12 protein-coding genes are annotated in these 15,752 nt (G+C 65.7%); 5 read left to right on the top strand and 7 right to left on the bottom strand.

All coding sequences use genetic code 11. The features are described from left to right. Positions 1-80 precede the first annotated feature (80 nt). Positions 81-1,079: a DUF1616 domain-containing protein gene (locus LCY71_RS17025; RefSeq protein WP_225336127.1), complete on the top strand. Its 999-nt coding sequence runs from the start codon at positions 81-83 to the stop codon at positions 1,077-1,079. Positions 1,080-1,172: 93 nt separating this feature from the next. Next, entirely contained in the window at positions 1,173-1,715 is a 543-nt protein-coding gene (locus LCY71_RS17020; protein WP_225336126.1) for a metal-dependent hydrolase, read from the top strand. Positions 1,716-1,751: 36 nt separating this feature from the next. Here LCY71_RS17020 and LCY71_RS17015 read toward each other — a convergent pair whose 3' ends face one another. Further along, positions 1,752-3,017, bottom strand: coding sequence for an RNA-guided endonuclease TnpB family protein (locus tag LCY71_RS17015; protein ID WP_225336125.1), 1,266 nt, complete (start codon positions 3,015-3,017; stop codon positions 1,752-1,754). Between the two features lie 848 nt (positions 3,018-3,865). Between LCY71_RS17015 and LCY71_RS21510 the strand changes: the two genes are divergently transcribed. Beyond that, on the top strand, positions 3,866-3,994 hold the full coding sequence (locus tag LCY71_RS21510; RefSeq protein ID WP_263654326.1) for a hypothetical protein: 129 nt from the start codon (positions 3,866-3,868) through the stop codon (positions 3,992-3,994). Between the two features lie 74 nt (positions 3,995-4,068). On the opposite strand, the gene LCY71_RS17010 is transcribed toward LCY71_RS21510, so the two are convergent. The 6 genes from LCY71_RS17010 to LCY71_RS16985 all read right to left on the bottom strand — a co-directional run bounded on the left by LCY71_RS17010 (position 4,069) and on the right by LCY71_RS16985 (position 11,815). After that, entirely contained in the window at positions 4,069-5,994 is a 1,926-nt protein-coding gene (locus LCY71_RS17010; protein WP_308444706.1) for a putative glycosyltransferase family protein, read from the bottom strand. 56 nt (positions 5,995-6,050) lie between these two features. Continuing rightward, the gene (locus tag LCY71_RS17005; RefSeq protein ID WP_225336123.1) at positions 6,051-6,983 is read right to left on the bottom strand and encodes a glycosyltransferase; all 933 of its coding nucleotides are present in this window, start codon (positions 6,981-6,983) and stop codon (positions 6,051-6,053) included. A gap of 4 nt (positions 6,984-6,987) precedes the next feature. Then, entirely contained in the window at positions 6,988-8,064 is a 1,077-nt protein-coding gene (locus tag LCY71_RS17000; RefSeq protein ID WP_225336122.1) for a DUF354 domain-containing protein, read from the bottom strand. Then, the gene (locus LCY71_RS16995; RefSeq protein WP_225336121.1) at positions 8,061-9,089 is read right to left on the bottom strand and encodes a glycosyltransferase family 2 protein; all 1,029 of its coding nucleotides are present in this window, start codon (positions 9,087-9,089) and stop codon (positions 8,061-8,063) included. The genes LCY71_RS17000 and LCY71_RS16995 overlap by 4 nt, the downstream gene beginning before the upstream one ends. Position 9,090: 1 nt before the next feature. Further along, entirely contained in the window at positions 9,091-10,443 is a 1,353-nt protein-coding gene (locus LCY71_RS16990) for a nucleotide sugar dehydrogenase (protein WP_373325178.1), read from the bottom strand. 487 nt (positions 10,444-10,930) lie between these two features. Then, positions 10,931-11,815, bottom strand: coding sequence for a DsbA family protein (locus tag LCY71_RS16985; protein WP_225336120.1), 885 nt, complete (start codon positions 11,813-11,815; stop codon positions 10,931-10,933). Between the two features lie 314 nt (positions 11,816-12,129). Between LCY71_RS16985 and glmS the strand changes: the two genes are divergently transcribed. Then, entirely contained in the window at positions 12,130-13,947 is a 1,818-nt protein-coding gene (glmS, locus tag LCY71_RS16980; protein ID WP_225336119.1) for a glutamine--fructose-6-phosphate transaminase (isomerizing), read from the top strand. Beyond that, positions 13,947-15,695, top strand: coding sequence for an asparagine synthase-related protein (locus LCY71_RS16975; RefSeq protein ID WP_225336118.1), 1,749 nt, complete (start codon positions 13,947-13,949; stop codon positions 15,693-15,695). Before glmS ends, LCY71_RS16975 begins: the two co-directional genes overlap by 1 nt. The last annotated feature ends 57 nt before the right edge of the window (positions 15,696-15,752 follow it).

Raw genomic sequence — 15,752 nt, 5'->3', positions numbered from 1 at the left:
CCCCGAGACGGTCCATCGCTCGCCCGTCCGGCGGTTTATCCGACGAATAATAAGGCCTTCCGGGATAGTACGGACCGGCAATGTCTCCACTGGACCGCTGGTACGTCGACCTCTCGCTGGTGGCCTTTCTCACCGGCCTGGTCGTACTGACGGTCGCGCTCGGAGTAAGTACCGTCCTTCGCGCGGCCGTCGTCGTCCCTCTCGTGACAGTGCTCCCCGGATACGCGTTCGTCTCGTTCCTGTACCCCGCTGCCGGGAAGCACGCCGAGCGCACGTTCGACGAGAACGAGCGCGGGTTGCAGAACCCGCTGCCGACCAAGGCCGGGGTCGACACGCTCGAACGGTTCGTGTTCGCCGTCCTCACGACGCTGTTTCTCGTTCCGCTGGTCGCCGTCGTCGCCAACTTCACCCCGTGGGGCATCACCGTGTACCCACTGCTGTTCGGGACGACCGGTCTGACGCTGCTGTTCGTCATCGGCGGCCTGATACGTCGGTACCGACTCCCCAGGGAACGCCGGTACACGCCGCAGTTCTCTCAGGTCGTCTCGAATATCACGTTCTCCGACGTGAGCAGTTCCTTCAGCGCGACCGACAATCGAGACCGGCTGTTCAACGTCGCTCTGGGCGTGAGTTGCCTCCTGCTCGTTTCGAGCGTGGGCTACGCCGCGGTAGCACCGACACAGCAGGACGGGTTCACGGAGCTGTACGTCCAGACGGGGGACGTGACCGGCGACGACGAGACCATGTACCCGTCGCAGTTCGTGCCCGGCGAGACGCGCACGCTCTCGGTCAACGTGACCAACCAGGAATACGATCGGGTACAGTACGAGGCGGTGGCCCAGATCCAGCGGACCGACGGCACCGGCGACGACGCACCCGTCGTAGACCGCACCCGCGTCGGATCGCAGACGATTACGCTCGATCACGACCAGACGGAGACGGTGAACTTCGAGGTGTCTCCCTCGACGAGTGGATCCGATCAGCGGATCGTCGTGTCCCTCTACCGCGGAGAAGCGCCCGACGATCCCACGGCCGACTCGGCGTACCGGACGCTCCGTCTCCCGATTACCGTCGAGTAACCAGATGAGAACCCACTATCGATACGACGGAGTCCCGAGAGACGTCACGCTCTCACCGACTGTCACGCCGACACGACCCGGGGCCTGACCACGATGTGGCCATGGGAACACGTCGCCGTCGGCTACCTGCTGTACTCCGGATACGTCCACGTTCGGTACGGGGAATCGCCGAGCACGCTCCCGGCACTGGCGGTCGGGTTCGGTGCTCTGTTCCCGGACCTCGTCGACAAGCCGCTCGGATGGACCTTCGAGCTGTTCCCGAGCGGCGTCTCCGTCGCCCACTCGGTGTTCACCGCGACGGCGCTCTCGCTCGCCGTCGGGGCGCTGCTGGGACGGGTCGGCTACCGATCGGTCGGCACCGGATTCAACGTCGCGTACCTCGCACACGTACCGGCCGACGCCGTCTATCAGGTCGCGCTCGGCAATCCGCTGCGAGTCGAGGCGTACCTCTGGCCGCTGGTGGTCATTCAGAGTACGGGACAGGGCGGGTTCCTCGACAACGCGCTCTACTACCTGGTTCGCTTCGTCGTCTTCCTCGGGACGCCCCGCGGCCTCTTGTTCCTGTTCCTGGAGGTGGCGCTGCTGGGTGCGACGCTTCTGGTGTGGATCGCCGACGACCGCCCCGGGCTACGGTGAACCGCCTCGGGGTCAAGCCCCGAGGCTTCCCGTGGTTTAATCGGACACTCCCACGATACCATCGGCTTGGTGGCCTCGAACGGTCGGGTGGGTCACGGTCGGCTGGTTCACACAGCCCGATGCCTGCTGTCGCAGTTTCCGAACAGTCGGCAACGTCTTGAGAGCAGGCACATTTCGATTCAACGACTCCAACCCTTTCTTCGCAATATTTACTGCCGGGTTCCGGTCAGCGTGGTCTTGCCGACCACACGCGGTGCACTTGAACCGGTTCTTCCGACGATTCGACCGAGCCGTATGCTCACACCCCGTAAAAGAACACGTCTGACTAGTGTAAGTTGGGTCGATGTCATCGCTCGGAACCCCCTCGAACGCTGCTTTGTACACGACGAACGAACGGAGTTTGTGAAACGGCAACGAGTGCAACCGACGATTCATCCGAGTGCCGTAATCAATCGAGTCTCGCATGTGCTTGAGGTCTTCAAACACAACGAGCGGCGACTCGAATTGCTGAACCCACTCCACGATTCGCCGGGAGACTTGGTGGAGTTGGTCGTGGACATACCGTTTTTCCTTATCCTCGAACACGTGGTCGAACGCTGTTTGCCCAGCGTTCTGCATCCGCTTTCGCATCGTGAAGTACCGATGACGCTTTTGCTTGATTTCAGGGTAGTCTATCACAACAGAGTCAACGATGTCGTCTTCACGAAGGGCTGAAAGGGCTACGCAGTCCTCGTTGATGTCCACTCCCACGACAGTTCGAGCATCGTGTGTGTCACGAACTGTAGCTTCGAGATGAGTGACGTTAATGTGGAGTTCGTGGTTGCCGTTGCGAGTCATCGCTTCAGCGGTTCCAACACGCCACTCGTCACTTCCGAGGGCTTGTTGTAGGAGTTCAAGGTTGTCCGGTGAACCACGAAGTGTGCCCTTCACTGGGTTGTAGGGCTTGGCACTAATTCGGTAGTGTATCCCGTCGTCTTCGAGGGTGAGGTTGTAGCCCTCGGTGAAGTTCATCCGCAACGGGTATGGCCCTGTCTTCTCGTGGCTGGGCATGTTGTAATCGTCGCGGTCGTAGGATTGTTCGAGCGCGTCGATTGCTTTGGCGACGATTCGTTGCGTGGTATTCTTCACGAGGTCAGCTTCGTCTTCAAGCCGAGGTGAGATGTCGTCCCAGTCCATTCCGTCTTTCGCTAACTGGATGGTCTGGTTGAATACCCATCGCGCTTCGTGGTATGCGTCGGAGAGTAGTCGCTCTTTTTCGGGTTGGAGTTGGAAGACGAGTGTCTTCGTGAGCGACTTCTCCATACCCTAATCGACGGACTACGGTGTTGTAAAGGTTGATTAGCGTTGATAGGTTAGGTGTTGTCGGCTTCACCCTCGGGGTCAAGCCCCGAGGCCCTCGCCTTGAACTGCCTGTAGAAATCGAACGCGGCGACGCACCCGGGGATACCCGGGCGTTCCTCGATGCGTGAATAGCGGCACTGTCTACCAGCGGGGCCCCGAGCGACTGAAGCAGTTACCCGCCGACTGATCCTCCCGGCGGCCCCTCGACCGGCACTCCGCAGCGGTCCCTTCGGGGAGATCGTCGACGTGTGCAGGCGCGAGCGGGCGTCAGCGGCGTATTATCGAGCCGATAAGTATAACACACGTACCTTTGCTATAGATAGCCCGTCCGACCGCCGCCAGTTCGGCGGGGCCACGGGCGTCGCTGCGACGGGAGCCACGGCCGGACGGACGCAGTCGAACGGACCGAACACCGGCGGCTCCCCGACCGGCGAACAAATGAACTGCACACCGACGAGTCGTCGCCCCCGGGGTCGACCACGCCGTCGGAGACGGGAAGACAGACGTCCGTCCCCATTCGTGAGACGGTACCTCCGAATCGTCGACCGGGGCGATAATCGACGGAACCGCGTCCGAGTCGGGGCACTGTGGCGCGGTCCGCGTCGCGCAGGTCACTTCGACCGTGGACGCTGGCGACCGCAGGCCGAGCGGCTGGCCGACGACGGACGGCTGGTCCTGCCGTCGACGACGGCGAATCCCGTCCCGCAGTCGGACGGCCGCGGCGTTCCTGCGGACCGAATCGGACGTCTCGTCCGGCGTTCGACCTTTCAACAGCGAGAGAGTCCCGCCGCCGACGGCGTGGTGAGGCCGTGGCCGCTGGCGGCAGCGGGTACGCCGACGGACTCGCCGAGGAGAACCGGTTCGTCGCTACCGGAGACGACCACGACGCTTCGTCGACGTCGCTATCGACCTCCACGAGGGAGAGTATGATCGAGTAGCAGAACGGCGTTTCGTCGACCCGGAGTGGCTGTTCACGCCTATCTGACGGGGATGAGCTTTCGCTCGCCACGTGTCAGGTGTCCGCCGGCGAGGCGGAACAGATCTTCACGTCGGCGTTGTTGTAGATCACCGCCTGATCGGGCCGACAGATGCGCTCCTCCGGGATGTTCCGGGTCTCGCCGATGCCGATGCTGTTGATGAAGTAGGTCGCTGCCTCGCTCTGCTCCTGCCGGTAGACGGTAACGTCGTGCATGACCGGGTCGCTGTCGTTTATCCGTGCCGTGTCGGCCGGATAGGACCCCGTCCGCTTGAACAGCGTCTGGTACGGGTGATCGGTGAACACCACCTGATCGGGACGGAGGTTGTCGCCGTCGGGCGATCCGGTCATCCGCCCGAACGTGTAAGCGGCGTCGATCTCGCTCTCGCTGTAGGCCAGTTCGGCCTCCTGATTCTCGAAGACGGGGTTGTCGATAGTTCCGTTGCTCGACATCACCATCACGCTGGGGAACACCAGGACGAATAGCAGGATCACCGTGGCAATGACCCGCCGGTCGAGTTCGGTCGCGAGGTATCGCAGGCCGATGACGGTGAGCACTGCCAGCGGCGCGTACAGGAAGGCGAACCACCGCTGCGGGATGAAGTTGCGGATGCCGAACATCGGAAGGCCCAGCACGAACACGAGCATGATGGCTGCGGCCGCCACCAGCGTGAACACGGACTGGTGTGCCCGGCGGCGGTTGAGGACGTAGAGGCTGCCGACGCAGGTACCGAAGAGCAGCAGGAGGAACCCGGTCGTGTCGACGTACGTCGCGATCGTCTCGACCAGCGTCGGTCCCTGGCTCGCGGCCGTCGCGGAGCTCCCCTCGGAGGACGGGGTGGCGAGGTTGAGGACGCCTGCGCTGGAGGCCAGCGTCTCCTGGAAGTAGGACAACACCGTCACGAGAAACGAGTTCCCGTTGTACGGCGTGAACGACCACAGGAAGATGATGAACCCGCCGTCGAACGCCAGGAGTCCGGCGATGTTCAGCGGGTTCCGGACCCTGAACACGTCCGGATCGATCAGCGAGCGGTCGAAGATGCTCAGGTTAAGGGTGAAGTACGCCAGCAGACCCGCCACGAGCACGACCAGCATGATGAACGACGACACCTGGTGGGTCAGGATCACCGCAGCGGAGAACGACACCAGGAGGAGGAACTCTCTGGACTGGTAGTCGGTCCGCATCACGCGGAGGAGCCAGTACAGCATCCCGAGGAACAGCAACAGCCCCATGCTGGTCGGGATGAGGTGGATCCCCCACTCGATGACGTAGTCGCCGATCGAGAACAGCGCGGCCGCGAGCGCGGCCCACCGCGGCTCGACGAGCAGGTTCGCCGTCGCGAACACCGCCAGTATCCCGACCGGCATCGCCAGCCCCAGCGAGAGGTACAGCGCCGACCGCAGGGGGACATCCGCGAGCACCGAGGTGGTGACCACCAGCAGGTGGTACAGCGGCGAGGTGTAGTGTTTGTTGTCCGCGATGGCCTCCAGCGAACCGGCGCTCGCGATGCCCCCGGCCAGCTGGGTGACGTGGGTCCAGATGTCGATGCCGACGAGCCCCGGCGTCACGTACAGCGCGGTCAGACGGAGTGCCGCGGCCAGAAGGACGATCTGGAACAGGACCCGCGTCCGGCTGAACGAGCTCTGACTGGTGAAGACGATCTGTGCCAGGAGGAGCGTCCCTGCGACGCCGGCCACGTCGAAAAACAGCACGGACCGCTGGCCGCTCTCGACGGCGATGAGGACCATCGCGCTGACACAGGTCACGACGAGTATCGGCAGCAGCCGCAACACGTCCCGCGACAGCGTCGGGAAGCTCGCTACCGTTGCGTCGTCGCTGACGTCCGCGACGAGATACAGGATGCAGGCGATCCCGAGGACGATCGGGATCGTCTTGATGTACACCTGGGAGGCGACAAACCGGAGCGGAAACAGCACCAGTGCGAGGAGCAACCCCGCCACTGCTGCGCCGGTATCAAGTCGGGTCGGGAGCCACCGCCTAGTCGTCCGACCGAGGCTCATCGGCACCCCCTCCCGGCAGCCACCGCAGCGTCGTAGACCCGTTCGAGGCGCCGGCTGAAGTCGGCCGGATCCAGGCCCTCGAGTACGCTCCGCGCGTCCGATCGGCCGTCGCTGGTGAGTACGTGCTCCAGCGACGCGGCCAGCTCGGCGTCGGAGCGACAGACCGCCGACTGGTCGACCCCCTCGAGGGTCTCGCGAACGAATCCGACGTCCGTCGAGACGACCGGGACGTTGCACGCCGCCGCTTCCCGGACGATCATCGGACCGCTCTCGCGTTTCGAGGTGACGAGGACGGCGTCGCTGGCGTTGAGGTAGTAGGGCATCTCCTCGTGCGGTTTACCGGTCAGCGGCCGCAGGTCGGCCGCCACGTCGGCCTGTTCGACGACCCGCTGTGCCCGCGGGTAGTCTTTCTCCGGCCGGCTCGGATCGTATGGGAACAGCACGACCGTCTCCTCCGTCTCCCAGCCGACGCGTTCGCGGGCGCTCGCCCGATCGATCGGTTCGAAGCGGTCGGTGTCGACCGGGAACGGCACGTGGGCGTACTCGCAGTCGACGTACTCCGCCATCGCTCGACTGGGGAGTATCACGTCGTCGGCACGGGCCGCACTGTGGCGGCTCACGCTAGAGACCACGCCGTGGTTCCCCATCAGGTCGGTTCCCCAGAACGTGGCGACGACCGGGCGGCTGGGCTGAGCGAGCGCGAAGGGCAACGTGAGCCCGTTGTTCGCGTGGACGACGTCGTATCCGTCGAGTCCGCGTTCGAGCACCTGCGGGTAGTACCTGAGGTAGTCGGTCACGCCTCGAGGGTCGTCCGCCGAGTAGTCGCCCGGCACCTCGAGGACCGTACAGTCGATGCCCCGGGAACGGAGCGCCGCTACCTGCTGGTCGAAAAACGACCGCCGACCGGTCGTCAGGTGTAACACTCGCATCTGTTCACCCCACGTTTCGGAGCGGGGGCCCCTCGGACTCCCTTCCGCCGGGTGTGGCGCTCCCGTCCCCGACGAGCTGTTCGAGCACGACGTCGGTCGCGTCCACCTTCTCGCTGAGGAGCGTCAGCCGCCGCCGCTCGAACACCCCGTCCGGTGCTGCCAGGATGTCTCGGGCAGCTTCGGAGGCGTCGGCAGACCTCCCCTCGCCGTCGCAGTTGACGACCAGCCCGTACGTCGATTCGAGCTCCGCCAGATAGCCCAGCGCGAGGTCGCTCACGTAGACCGCGGGCGTTCCGAGCACGGCACACTCGGCGGCCGTCGTGCCGCCCTCGCCGACGTAGAGGTCGACGGCCGCGAGCAGGTCGTGGAAGCGGTCCGGTTCGAGACTGAACCCGTGGCTCGCCAGTCCCTCCGGAAGGTCGCCCTCCGTACTGAGCAACACCTCGGCCCCCTCGGCTTCGATCTCTTCGACGAGCGTCGCGGGATCGTCGATGCCGCTGACGCCCACGTCGTGTGAGGAACTCCAGTCGCCGAGCCTGACGAGGACCACGTCCCCGTCGGGATCGACTCCGACGTCCTCGAGGACCGACTCGTCCGGGTCGAAGCGGTTGGGATGGAGATAGGCGAGTTCGTGATACGACGGGTAGCGGACCTGCTTCGGGCCGATATCGTCGCTGAAGCACTCCGGCGTGCAGACCGTGTCCGCGAACGGGAACGCCAGCCGTCGGATGAGCGACGCGTGTTCCGTGTCGTAGAAGACGACGCTCCGGGCCCCGACGAGCGGGGCGACGTGGGAGACGGCGACGCCGCCGATGGCCGTCATCACGTCCGGTTCGAAGTCGATGGCCCGCCGCAGCAGCCGCGCTTCGTAGACGCTCTGTGCCTTCGCGAGGGACAGGAGCGACCCGGACGGACCGGCCAGCACCTCGTACTCGATGTCGCAGCACTCGAGCAGGTCGATGGAGGCCTCGTTGTCGCGGGCGAACACCCGCACCTCGTGGCCCCGCCGTCTCAGTTCCGCGATGGCGTGTTTGAAGAAGTGGACGTGGCCGGCGTGCTGGACGGTCACGACGATCTTCATTCCGAGATCACCTCGCCGTCGGACGCCTCGTCGGCGCCCAGCGCCAGCCCGAGCACGGCGAGGCCGGCGGCCAGCGGCAGCGCCGACTCGGGCCAACTGATCGAGAGCGATCCGGGGAGGACGCCCGACAGCAGCGTGCTGGCGGTCGAAAAGAGGCCGACGATCACGCCGACCACACCGGCCACGTAGAACACTGGCAGGTGCGGACGTCCGCGGTCGGCAGCGGCCCGGAGGCGCCAGGCGAACGCCCGCAGGATCGTCACGGAGGTACGCCTGACGAACTCCGAGAACCGAATCGTGCTCTCCTCCTCGCCGTAGATGGCGGGTATCGAGACGTCCGCCACGCTGACGTCGGCCGCGTTCAGGCGTGCCAGGAGGTCGTTCGGGTAGTCGTGGTCGTCCGGGATGGCCGTGATGTCGACCGCGTCGAGCGCCTCCCGGGAGATGGCGGTGTATCCGTTCTGCGGGTCCCGGAGTCGCCAGTAGCCGCTCGCGGGCTTCATCAGCAGCGTCAGGAGCCAGTTGCCGAGCAGTCGGAACGGTGGCATCCCGTCTGAGGTGTCGGCGTCGGCCAGGCGGTTCCCCTTCGAGAAGCCCGCCCGTCCCTCGACGATGGGGTCCAGCAGCCGGTCCATCTGGGTGGGATCCATCTGGCCGTCGGCGTCGATCGTGACGGTTGCATCCATCCCGTCCCGGGCCGCGAGGAGATAGCCGGTCTTGAGGGTCCCGCCGGCACCCTGGTTGGTGCCGTGCTGAACCGGGACGACCTCCGGGAGCGCCCCGCCGTGACCGTCGGGAACGAGCACCTCTTCGGCCGCCTGCTCGTCGGGAGACTCGGCGTCCCCGACCGCCCGGTCGCCGACAGTGGCGTAGTCGCAGATCACGTCCCAGGTCTCGTCGGTCGAGCAGTCGTCGATGGCGTACACCCGGTCGACGAACCCGGGTAGCGACTCGATGACTGACCCGACGTGGTCGGCTTCGTTGTACGCCGGCAGGACGACACCGACTGTCTGCCCACGATACATCTCAGACCCCCCTGTACGCCACCTCGTCGGGAACCGCACCCTCGTCGAAGGTGCGGTCCACGTCCACGATGGCCGGCGGGTCGGACAGTTCCGCGGCCACGGCGTCGGGGTCGAGGTCCCGTAACTCCTCGTGAGCCACGCCCAGCAACAGGCCGTCGAACCCCTCGAACGTGACCCGCTCCTGGGTGTCGATGCCGAGGGCGGACTCGATCGCGTCGTCGTCCAGCAGCGGGTCGAATCCGACGACTTCGATACCGAACTCCCGGAGTTCCGTGACGACGGCGGCTACCTTCGAGTTCCGGATGTCGGCGACGTCGGCCTTGTAGGCCAGGCCGGCGGCCAGAACCCGGCAGTCGGCCAGCGGCCGGTCCGCCTTGGCCAGCGCTTTCACCATCAGGTCGGCGACGTGTTTCGGCATCGACTCGTTGACGGCTCGGCTGGACTCGACGACCTGTGGCGTGACACCCGCCCGGTTCGCGCGATGGATGAGGAAGTACGGGTCCACCGGGATGCAGTGACCGCTGACGAGTCCGGGGTTGTAGTCGTGGAAGTTCCACTTCGTTCCGGCGGCGTCGAGGACGGCCTGCGTGTCGATGTCCATCGCCTCGAACGTCATCGCGAGGTCGTTGACGAGGCCGATGTTGACGTCGCGCTGGACGTTCTCCACGACTTTCGCCGCCTCGGCGACCTCCATCGAGGGCGCGCGGTGGACGCCCGCTTCGATGACGTGGTCGTACAGGTCCGCGACGGACTCGCTGACGGTCTCGTTCTGCCCGCTGACGATCTTCACGACGTTCTCGAGTCCGTGTTCGTCGTCGCCGGGGACCGCCCGTTCCGGGGAGTACCCCACGAAGAACTCCTCGCCACAGACGAGGTCCGACGCCGCCTCGAGGACCGGAACGAGCACCTCACGCGTCGCGCCCGGATAGACGGTCGATTCGAGGATCACCGTCGTCCCGGGAGTCATCTCCCGACCGACCGTCTCGGCCGCGCTCTCGACGAAGTCCATCTTCGGATCCTGGTTCTCGTCGATGGGAGTCGGAACGGTGACGAGAACGTAGTCGGCCTCGGCGATGGCACCGGGCTTCGTCGTGAACGAGACGTCGCCGTCCTCGATGGCGTCGTCACCGAGATCACCGGTCGTGTCGGTGCCGTCTTCGAGCCGAGCGACAGTCTCCTCGGAGACGTCGTAGCCGATGACGTCGTATCCCGATTCGTCGAACCCGACGGCCAGCGGTAGCCCCACGTAGCCGAGGCCGACGACGCAGACCGTCGTCTCCCGCGGCGTGACCTCCTGAGGCGTCTGGATCGGGCCCATTCCGTCGAGCGCGTCGTTGCTTGGGATCGAATTCATAGTTAGGTTCTCCAGCCCGCAGCGGTCGTCAGGGGCTGATCTCGTCATCACCACGACTCCGTGGGGCCCTTCCTATACGGGGGCTAAGCGGAATCGGAGCGTGATCCCGTGAAAAGAACGGGACGGCGGTCGGACTGTCGATCGCTATCCCGACTGGCGGGGACGCCTTTACGGGTAGCTAAGGTGTCGCCGGTGTCCGACGACCGACTGACGCCGTCTCGGCCGTGCGGTATCGCTCGATCGGCGTGAGCGAGCGCCTCGATACGCCCCGCGAACGTCCCCTCTGGCCGGTTTCGAGGAGCGATGCGCCGAGTCGGCGTCCCGACAAAATCCGTTTAAACCCGAATTAAGTGGATCGCTGACGGGGCGGTACTGGAAAGTACTAGTTCCCGTCCCGAAAACGCCACTCCGGTCGCCTGCAGCAGATCGGCCGATCCGGTTACGCTGCTCCGGGCCGGCGGTCGCGCTCGGTTCCGGCCACCGACACCTACCTGTTCGCGGCTTCCCGGAACTGCTGGCGCGTGCGCGAGACGTCGCGCGTCGGCGCGGTCACCTCGCCGTCGTAGACGACGCGGGGCACGGACCAGACGTCGTTCTCTTTCGCACTGGCGACGGTTCGATCGATGCGTTCGCCGTAGGCGCTCTGGTCAGCGGCAGCCTCACGGACTGCCGACGGCTCGTCGACGTCCGCCGCGGCGGCGAAACGAGTCAGCAGATTCGGCTGTCCCCAGCGGTACCGCTCCTGCGGCTGGTTAGCGAAGACGTAGGTGAAGTACCTCCAGAACGACTCGGGGTCCGTCTCCCAGACGGCCAGACCGGCGCGCGTAGCTCGGGGCGCGTCCGGGCCGAGGAACGGTTCGCCGCCCCGGTAGGCCACCGACCGGAAGCGGACCGAGACGTCGTCCGGTCGGACGAATTCGTCGACGAGCGACGGCAGATACTGGACGACGAACTCGCGGGTGTAGGGGCACTTCCAGTTTCCGTAGATCGTCAGCAGCTCGTCGTCCGTCCCCATCGTGGCATACGCCGTTCCGTCGTCCGGGAGCGGGACCGACGACAGCGATATCGCCGGGTCGTCGATACTGACGTCGTCGGTGGACCACTCGCCGTCCGTTCGCGTGGATTCCGTCTGTTCGGCCTCCGTTCGCGTGGGTTCGGTCGCCTCGGACGACGGTTGCGTCGCGTCGGCGCTCCCGGCCCCCTCGTCCGGTCGAGACGACGTCTGGGTCGCCTGTGCGGTGGCTTCGGTCTCGACAGCGGTCTCTTTCGATCCGCCCACGGAATCGACGACGCTCGTACACCCCGAGAGGGAGACAGCCGATCCGGTTATCAGTGCAGCCAGGTAGCTTCTGCGGGAGGACTTCCCTGCCATCGTCGAACGAACGGACGATCACCGGTTCATTATCCGGTCGGTAGTCCTGCGAGCGGCGCCTCCGTCTCAGGGCGCGTCTGTCGCCGTCTCACCGACCCCGGGGCACCTCCTCCTCCTCCTTAGTCCCTCTATAGGAATGCCCGATAAGCACGTCAGTACGAACGAGCCCACCCCGTCGGATCGGGGCTCAGGTGAGAACTCATGCACTTCAGAACGATGCTGTCACATCCCTCTGCCCGCACGAACGCACCGCTCGCATCGAACGCCGTCGCAGTGACCGCCAGTGCGGCCATCCAGCCGAGGGTGAGCCACTGATGTGCGGTATCATCGCTCAATCCGGGGCCGACGATGCTGTGGGGACGCTCATAAACGGGTTAGAACGCCTCGAGTATCGCGGGTACGACTCCGCCGGCATCGCCGTCCAGAACGGGTCCGGCATCGCCGTCCACAAGCGGGCCGGCGACGTCTCAGAGATCCGCGAGGAGATACAGACCGAGGCCGCCTCGGGCGAGGTCGGGATCGGCCACACCCGCTGGAGCACGCACGGTCCGCCGACCGACGCCAACGCTCACCCGCACACGAGCGACACGGGCAACATCGCCGTCGTCCACAACGGGGTCATCGAGAACCACGCCGAACTCCGCGAGTTCCTCTCCGCGAACGGCCACGAGTTCACCAGCGACACCGACACGGAGGTCATCCCGCACCTCATCGAGCACTTCCGGCAGACGGAGAGCGAGACGATGGCCGCCTTCCGACGTGCTATCGACGAACTCGAAGGTAGTTACGCCATCGCCGCCCTGATCCGGGACGAAGAGCGCGTCTACGCCGCGCGCGCGGGCTCACCGCTCGTCCTGGGGCTGGACAGCGGCCAGTACTACCTCGCCAGCGACATCCCGGCGTTCGTCGAGCACACGCGCGACGTCGCGTTTCTCGAGGACGGTGACGTCGTGGTCCTCGAATCGGACGGGGCGCAGATCTTCGACCGGAACGGCGTCCCGGTCGAGCGGGACGTCGAACGGGTCGACTGGAACCCCGAGGAAGTCGGAAAGGGTCACTTCGATCACTACATGCTCAAGGAGATCCACAACCAGCCCAGCTCCATCGCGAAGACCATCCGCGGACGGGTCGACCCGGCGGACGGAGCGGTGGCCTTCGACGACCTCGACACCGAAGTCCTGGACGGCGTACGCGAGATCCACGTAGTCGCCTGCGGGACGTCGTACCACGCGGCGCTGTTCGGCGCACGGCTCCTGTCCGACGCCGGCGTCCGGACGCAAGTGTTCCGGGCCAGCGAGTACGCCAAGGCCGCGGGCCCCGTGTCCGACGAGACGCTGGTCGTCACCGTCACGCAGAGCGGTGAGACGGCCGATACCCTCTCGGCCCTGCGGACGGCCGCCGGCCGCGGCGCGACGACCGTGACGGTGACGAACGTCGTCGGTTCGACCGCCGCCCGGGAGGCCGATCAGAGCGTGTTCATCCGTGCCGGCCCCGAGATCGGCGTCGCGGCGACCAAGACGTTCACCTCGCAGGTCGTCACGCTGATCCTCCTCTCCCAGAAGATCGCGATGGAACTCCCGGACGCGACGCCCCGTGAGGACCTCCCGGAGCTGCTCGCGGCGCTCGAGCGGATTCCGACCCACCTCGATCAGGTTATCGAGGAGAGTCGCGCAGCGGACCTCGCTACCTGGCTGCCGGAGCACGAGGCCTACTTCTTCATCGGCCGGGGGATGAGTCGGCCGGTCGCGCTGGAGGGGGCGCTGAAGTTCAAGGAGATCACCTACGAACACGCCGAGGGGTTCGCCTCGGGGCAACTGAAGCACGGCCCGCTCGCCCTCGTTACCTCCGATACGCCGGTGTTCGGACTGTTCACGGGCGAAGACGTCGACAAGACGGTCACGAACGCGAAGGAGGCGCAGACCCGCGGGGCCGATATAATCGGCATCGGCCCGGCGGACGGGCCGGGCGCCGACGAGTCCGACGCGTACCTCCGGGTCCCCGACACCCATCCGGTGTGTCAGAACCTCCTGGCAAACGTCCAGCTCCAGCTCGTCTCCTATCACACGGCGAACCAGCTCGATCGGCCGATCGACAAACCGCGCAACCTCGCGAAGAGCGTGACAGTACAGTGATGTCAGCGCGTACGGCCCGCACCAACCCTGACGTGACCCCGATGAACAAGGAGCTGTTCGGCGCATTCGGGGACGAACGCACCTTCGAGCGCCTCCGGTCGCCGGAGGCCTTCGACCGCGTCGTTTCTGGGCCGAACGTCACCGTCGGAGTCAGGAGTTCGGAACTCGACGTCCCCGGCCGAACCGCCGTCCACGAGGGCGAACGCGGTGCCTGTGTCCTCTGGGGCGAGGTGTACCCCCGCTCTATCGACGGGTCCGACCCCGCGGAGTGGCTCCTCTCGGAGTTCGCGACGAGCGGTCCAGAGGCGCTGCAGGGGTTCAACGGATCGTTCATCGCCGTCGTCGACCACGAGAACCACGGCGGGATGGTGGCGACGGACAGCGTCAGGAGCCGGGAGTGTTACTACACGGACGCGGGGGACACACGCGTGTTCGGGACTGACCCTGCGATGGTTACCGACCAGGTGTCCGACCCGACGATCCACTACGAACCGCTCCTCGAGTTCCTCCACTTCGGTGTGGCGTTCGACGACCGGACCGTGCTACAGGAGGTCGAGCGCGTCCCGTTCGACAGCTGGCTGACCGCCACCGACACCCACGAGTTCGGCCGGTTCATCTACGAGCCCCGCGAGTTCGACTACGCCGGGGAACTAGCCCTCCGACTCCGGCGGTCGCTGGAGCGACGGGACGACCTGCCCGGCGAGAAAGGGGTCCTGCTCAGCGGCGGGTACGACTCGCGAACAGTCCTCGCCGGAATCTCGGACCTCGACGCCGCGTACACCGTCGGCGAAGCGGACAGCTCGGAAGTCGCGGTCGCCGGGCAACTCGCGACCCAGTACGGGATTCCGCATCAGACGCTGACCGTCGACGAGCGGTACCTCAATACCGAGGCCGAAACCGTCCGCTACGGTCACGGCATCATGGAGTCGCTGCACATCCATCACGCCGGGTACGTCGATCAGATGGACGTCGACACCATCTACCACGGTGGCCTGGCCGACACGATGCTCCGGGGACACTTCCAGCCGATAACGGGCCTGGAACTGTTCGACCGGAAGTGTCCGCCCTACCGCATAGACCCGAACCCGGACGTCGCCGATCACTTCGCCGAGAAGTTCGGCTACCTCCCCGCCTCGGAGCGGCTCTCACGTGAGATGACGGAGCGCGACGAGTCCGGGACGGAGTTTCTGCGACGCCGTGTCTCGGAGGTGCTCGACCGGTGGGATCACCGGTTCGACAGGCTCTACGACGGCATGGCCCTGTTCGGCATCCTCAACCAGCCCTCGCGTCCGTTCCGGTACCACCTGAGTGACAACTTCGTCGAGTCCTGCGTCACGTTGGACGCGGAACTGATCGAATGGCACCTCGCGACGCCGCCCGAATACCGGAACACGCAGACGTATCTTCGGGCCCTCCGGAAACTCGACGACGAGATCCTCCACCATCGACCGCCGGATCGGCCGTACGACTCCTTTACGTTCAACCAGATAGACAACTTCATGAAGCGGGCGATGCCGTTCGTCTCGGGGTACGAAGGCCCCTGGCCCGATCGGGCGGAGCTGTACGACCAGTGCGACCTCGACCAGGAGATCTTTGCGACGTCGCCCGGGGTCCAGGAACTCCCCTGGCGGCTCAAACTCCGGGTCAACGACATCACGACGTGGCTCGATTCGACGATCGGTGAGAAGTCCCTCGACCCCTCGGATCTTCTTCAGTCCGGCGCGGCACCGGTCGAACCGTCTCGGTGAGTGAGACGGCGTTTCCGCCCGGCCCACTCGCTACCATCTGCTGCGGCCGACTGTGTC

This window comes from Halomicrobium urmianum (assembly GCF_020217425.1).
Taxonomy (GTDB): domain Archaea; phylum Halobacteriota; class Halobacteria; order Halobacteriales; family Haloarculaceae; genus Halomicrobium; species Halomicrobium urmianum.
Note: the sequence above shows the minus strand (reverse complement) of the source record. Positions and strands in the feature narration are given on the sequence as shown.

Bases quoted from the DNA above. Each gene is read 5' to 3' on its own strand.
- LCY71_RS16990 (WP_373325178.1), bottom strand. From the start codon at position 10,443: ATGAATTCGATCCCAAGCAACGACGCGCTCGACGGAATGGGCCCGATC.
- LCY71_RS17000 (WP_225336122.1), bottom strand. From the start codon at position 8,064: ATGAAGATCGTCGTGACCGTCCAGCACGCCGGCCACGTCCACTTCTTC.
- LCY71_RS16995 (WP_225336121.1), bottom strand. From the start codon at position 9,089: ATGTATCGTGGGCAGACAGTCGGTGTCGTCCTGCCGGCGTACAACGAA.
- LCY71_RS16985 (WP_225336120.1), bottom strand. From the start codon at position 11,815: ATGGCAGGGAAGTCCTCCCGCAGAAGCTACCTGGCTGCACTGATAACC.
- glmS (WP_225336119.1), top strand. From the start codon at position 12,130: ATGTGCGGTATCATCGCTCAATCCGGGGCCGACGATGCTGTGGGGACG.
- LCY71_RS17020 (WP_225336126.1), top strand. From the start codon at position 1,173: ATGTGGCCATGGGAACACGTCGCCGTCGGCTACCTGCTGTACTCCGGA.
- LCY71_RS17005 (WP_225336123.1), bottom strand. From the start codon at position 6,983: ATGCGAGTGTTACACCTGACGACCGGTCGGCGGTCGTTTTTCGACCAG.
- LCY71_RS17015 (WP_225336125.1), bottom strand. From the start codon at position 3,017: ATGGAGAAGTCGCTCACGAAGACACTCGTCTTCCAACTCCAACCCGAA.
- LCY71_RS16975 (WP_225336118.1), top strand. From the start codon at position 13,947: ATGTCAGCGCGTACGGCCCGCACCAACCCTGACGTGACCCCGATGAAC.
- LCY71_RS17025 (WP_225336127.1), top strand. From the start codon at position 81: ATGTCTCCACTGGACCGCTGGTACGTCGACCTCTCGCTGGTGGCCTTT.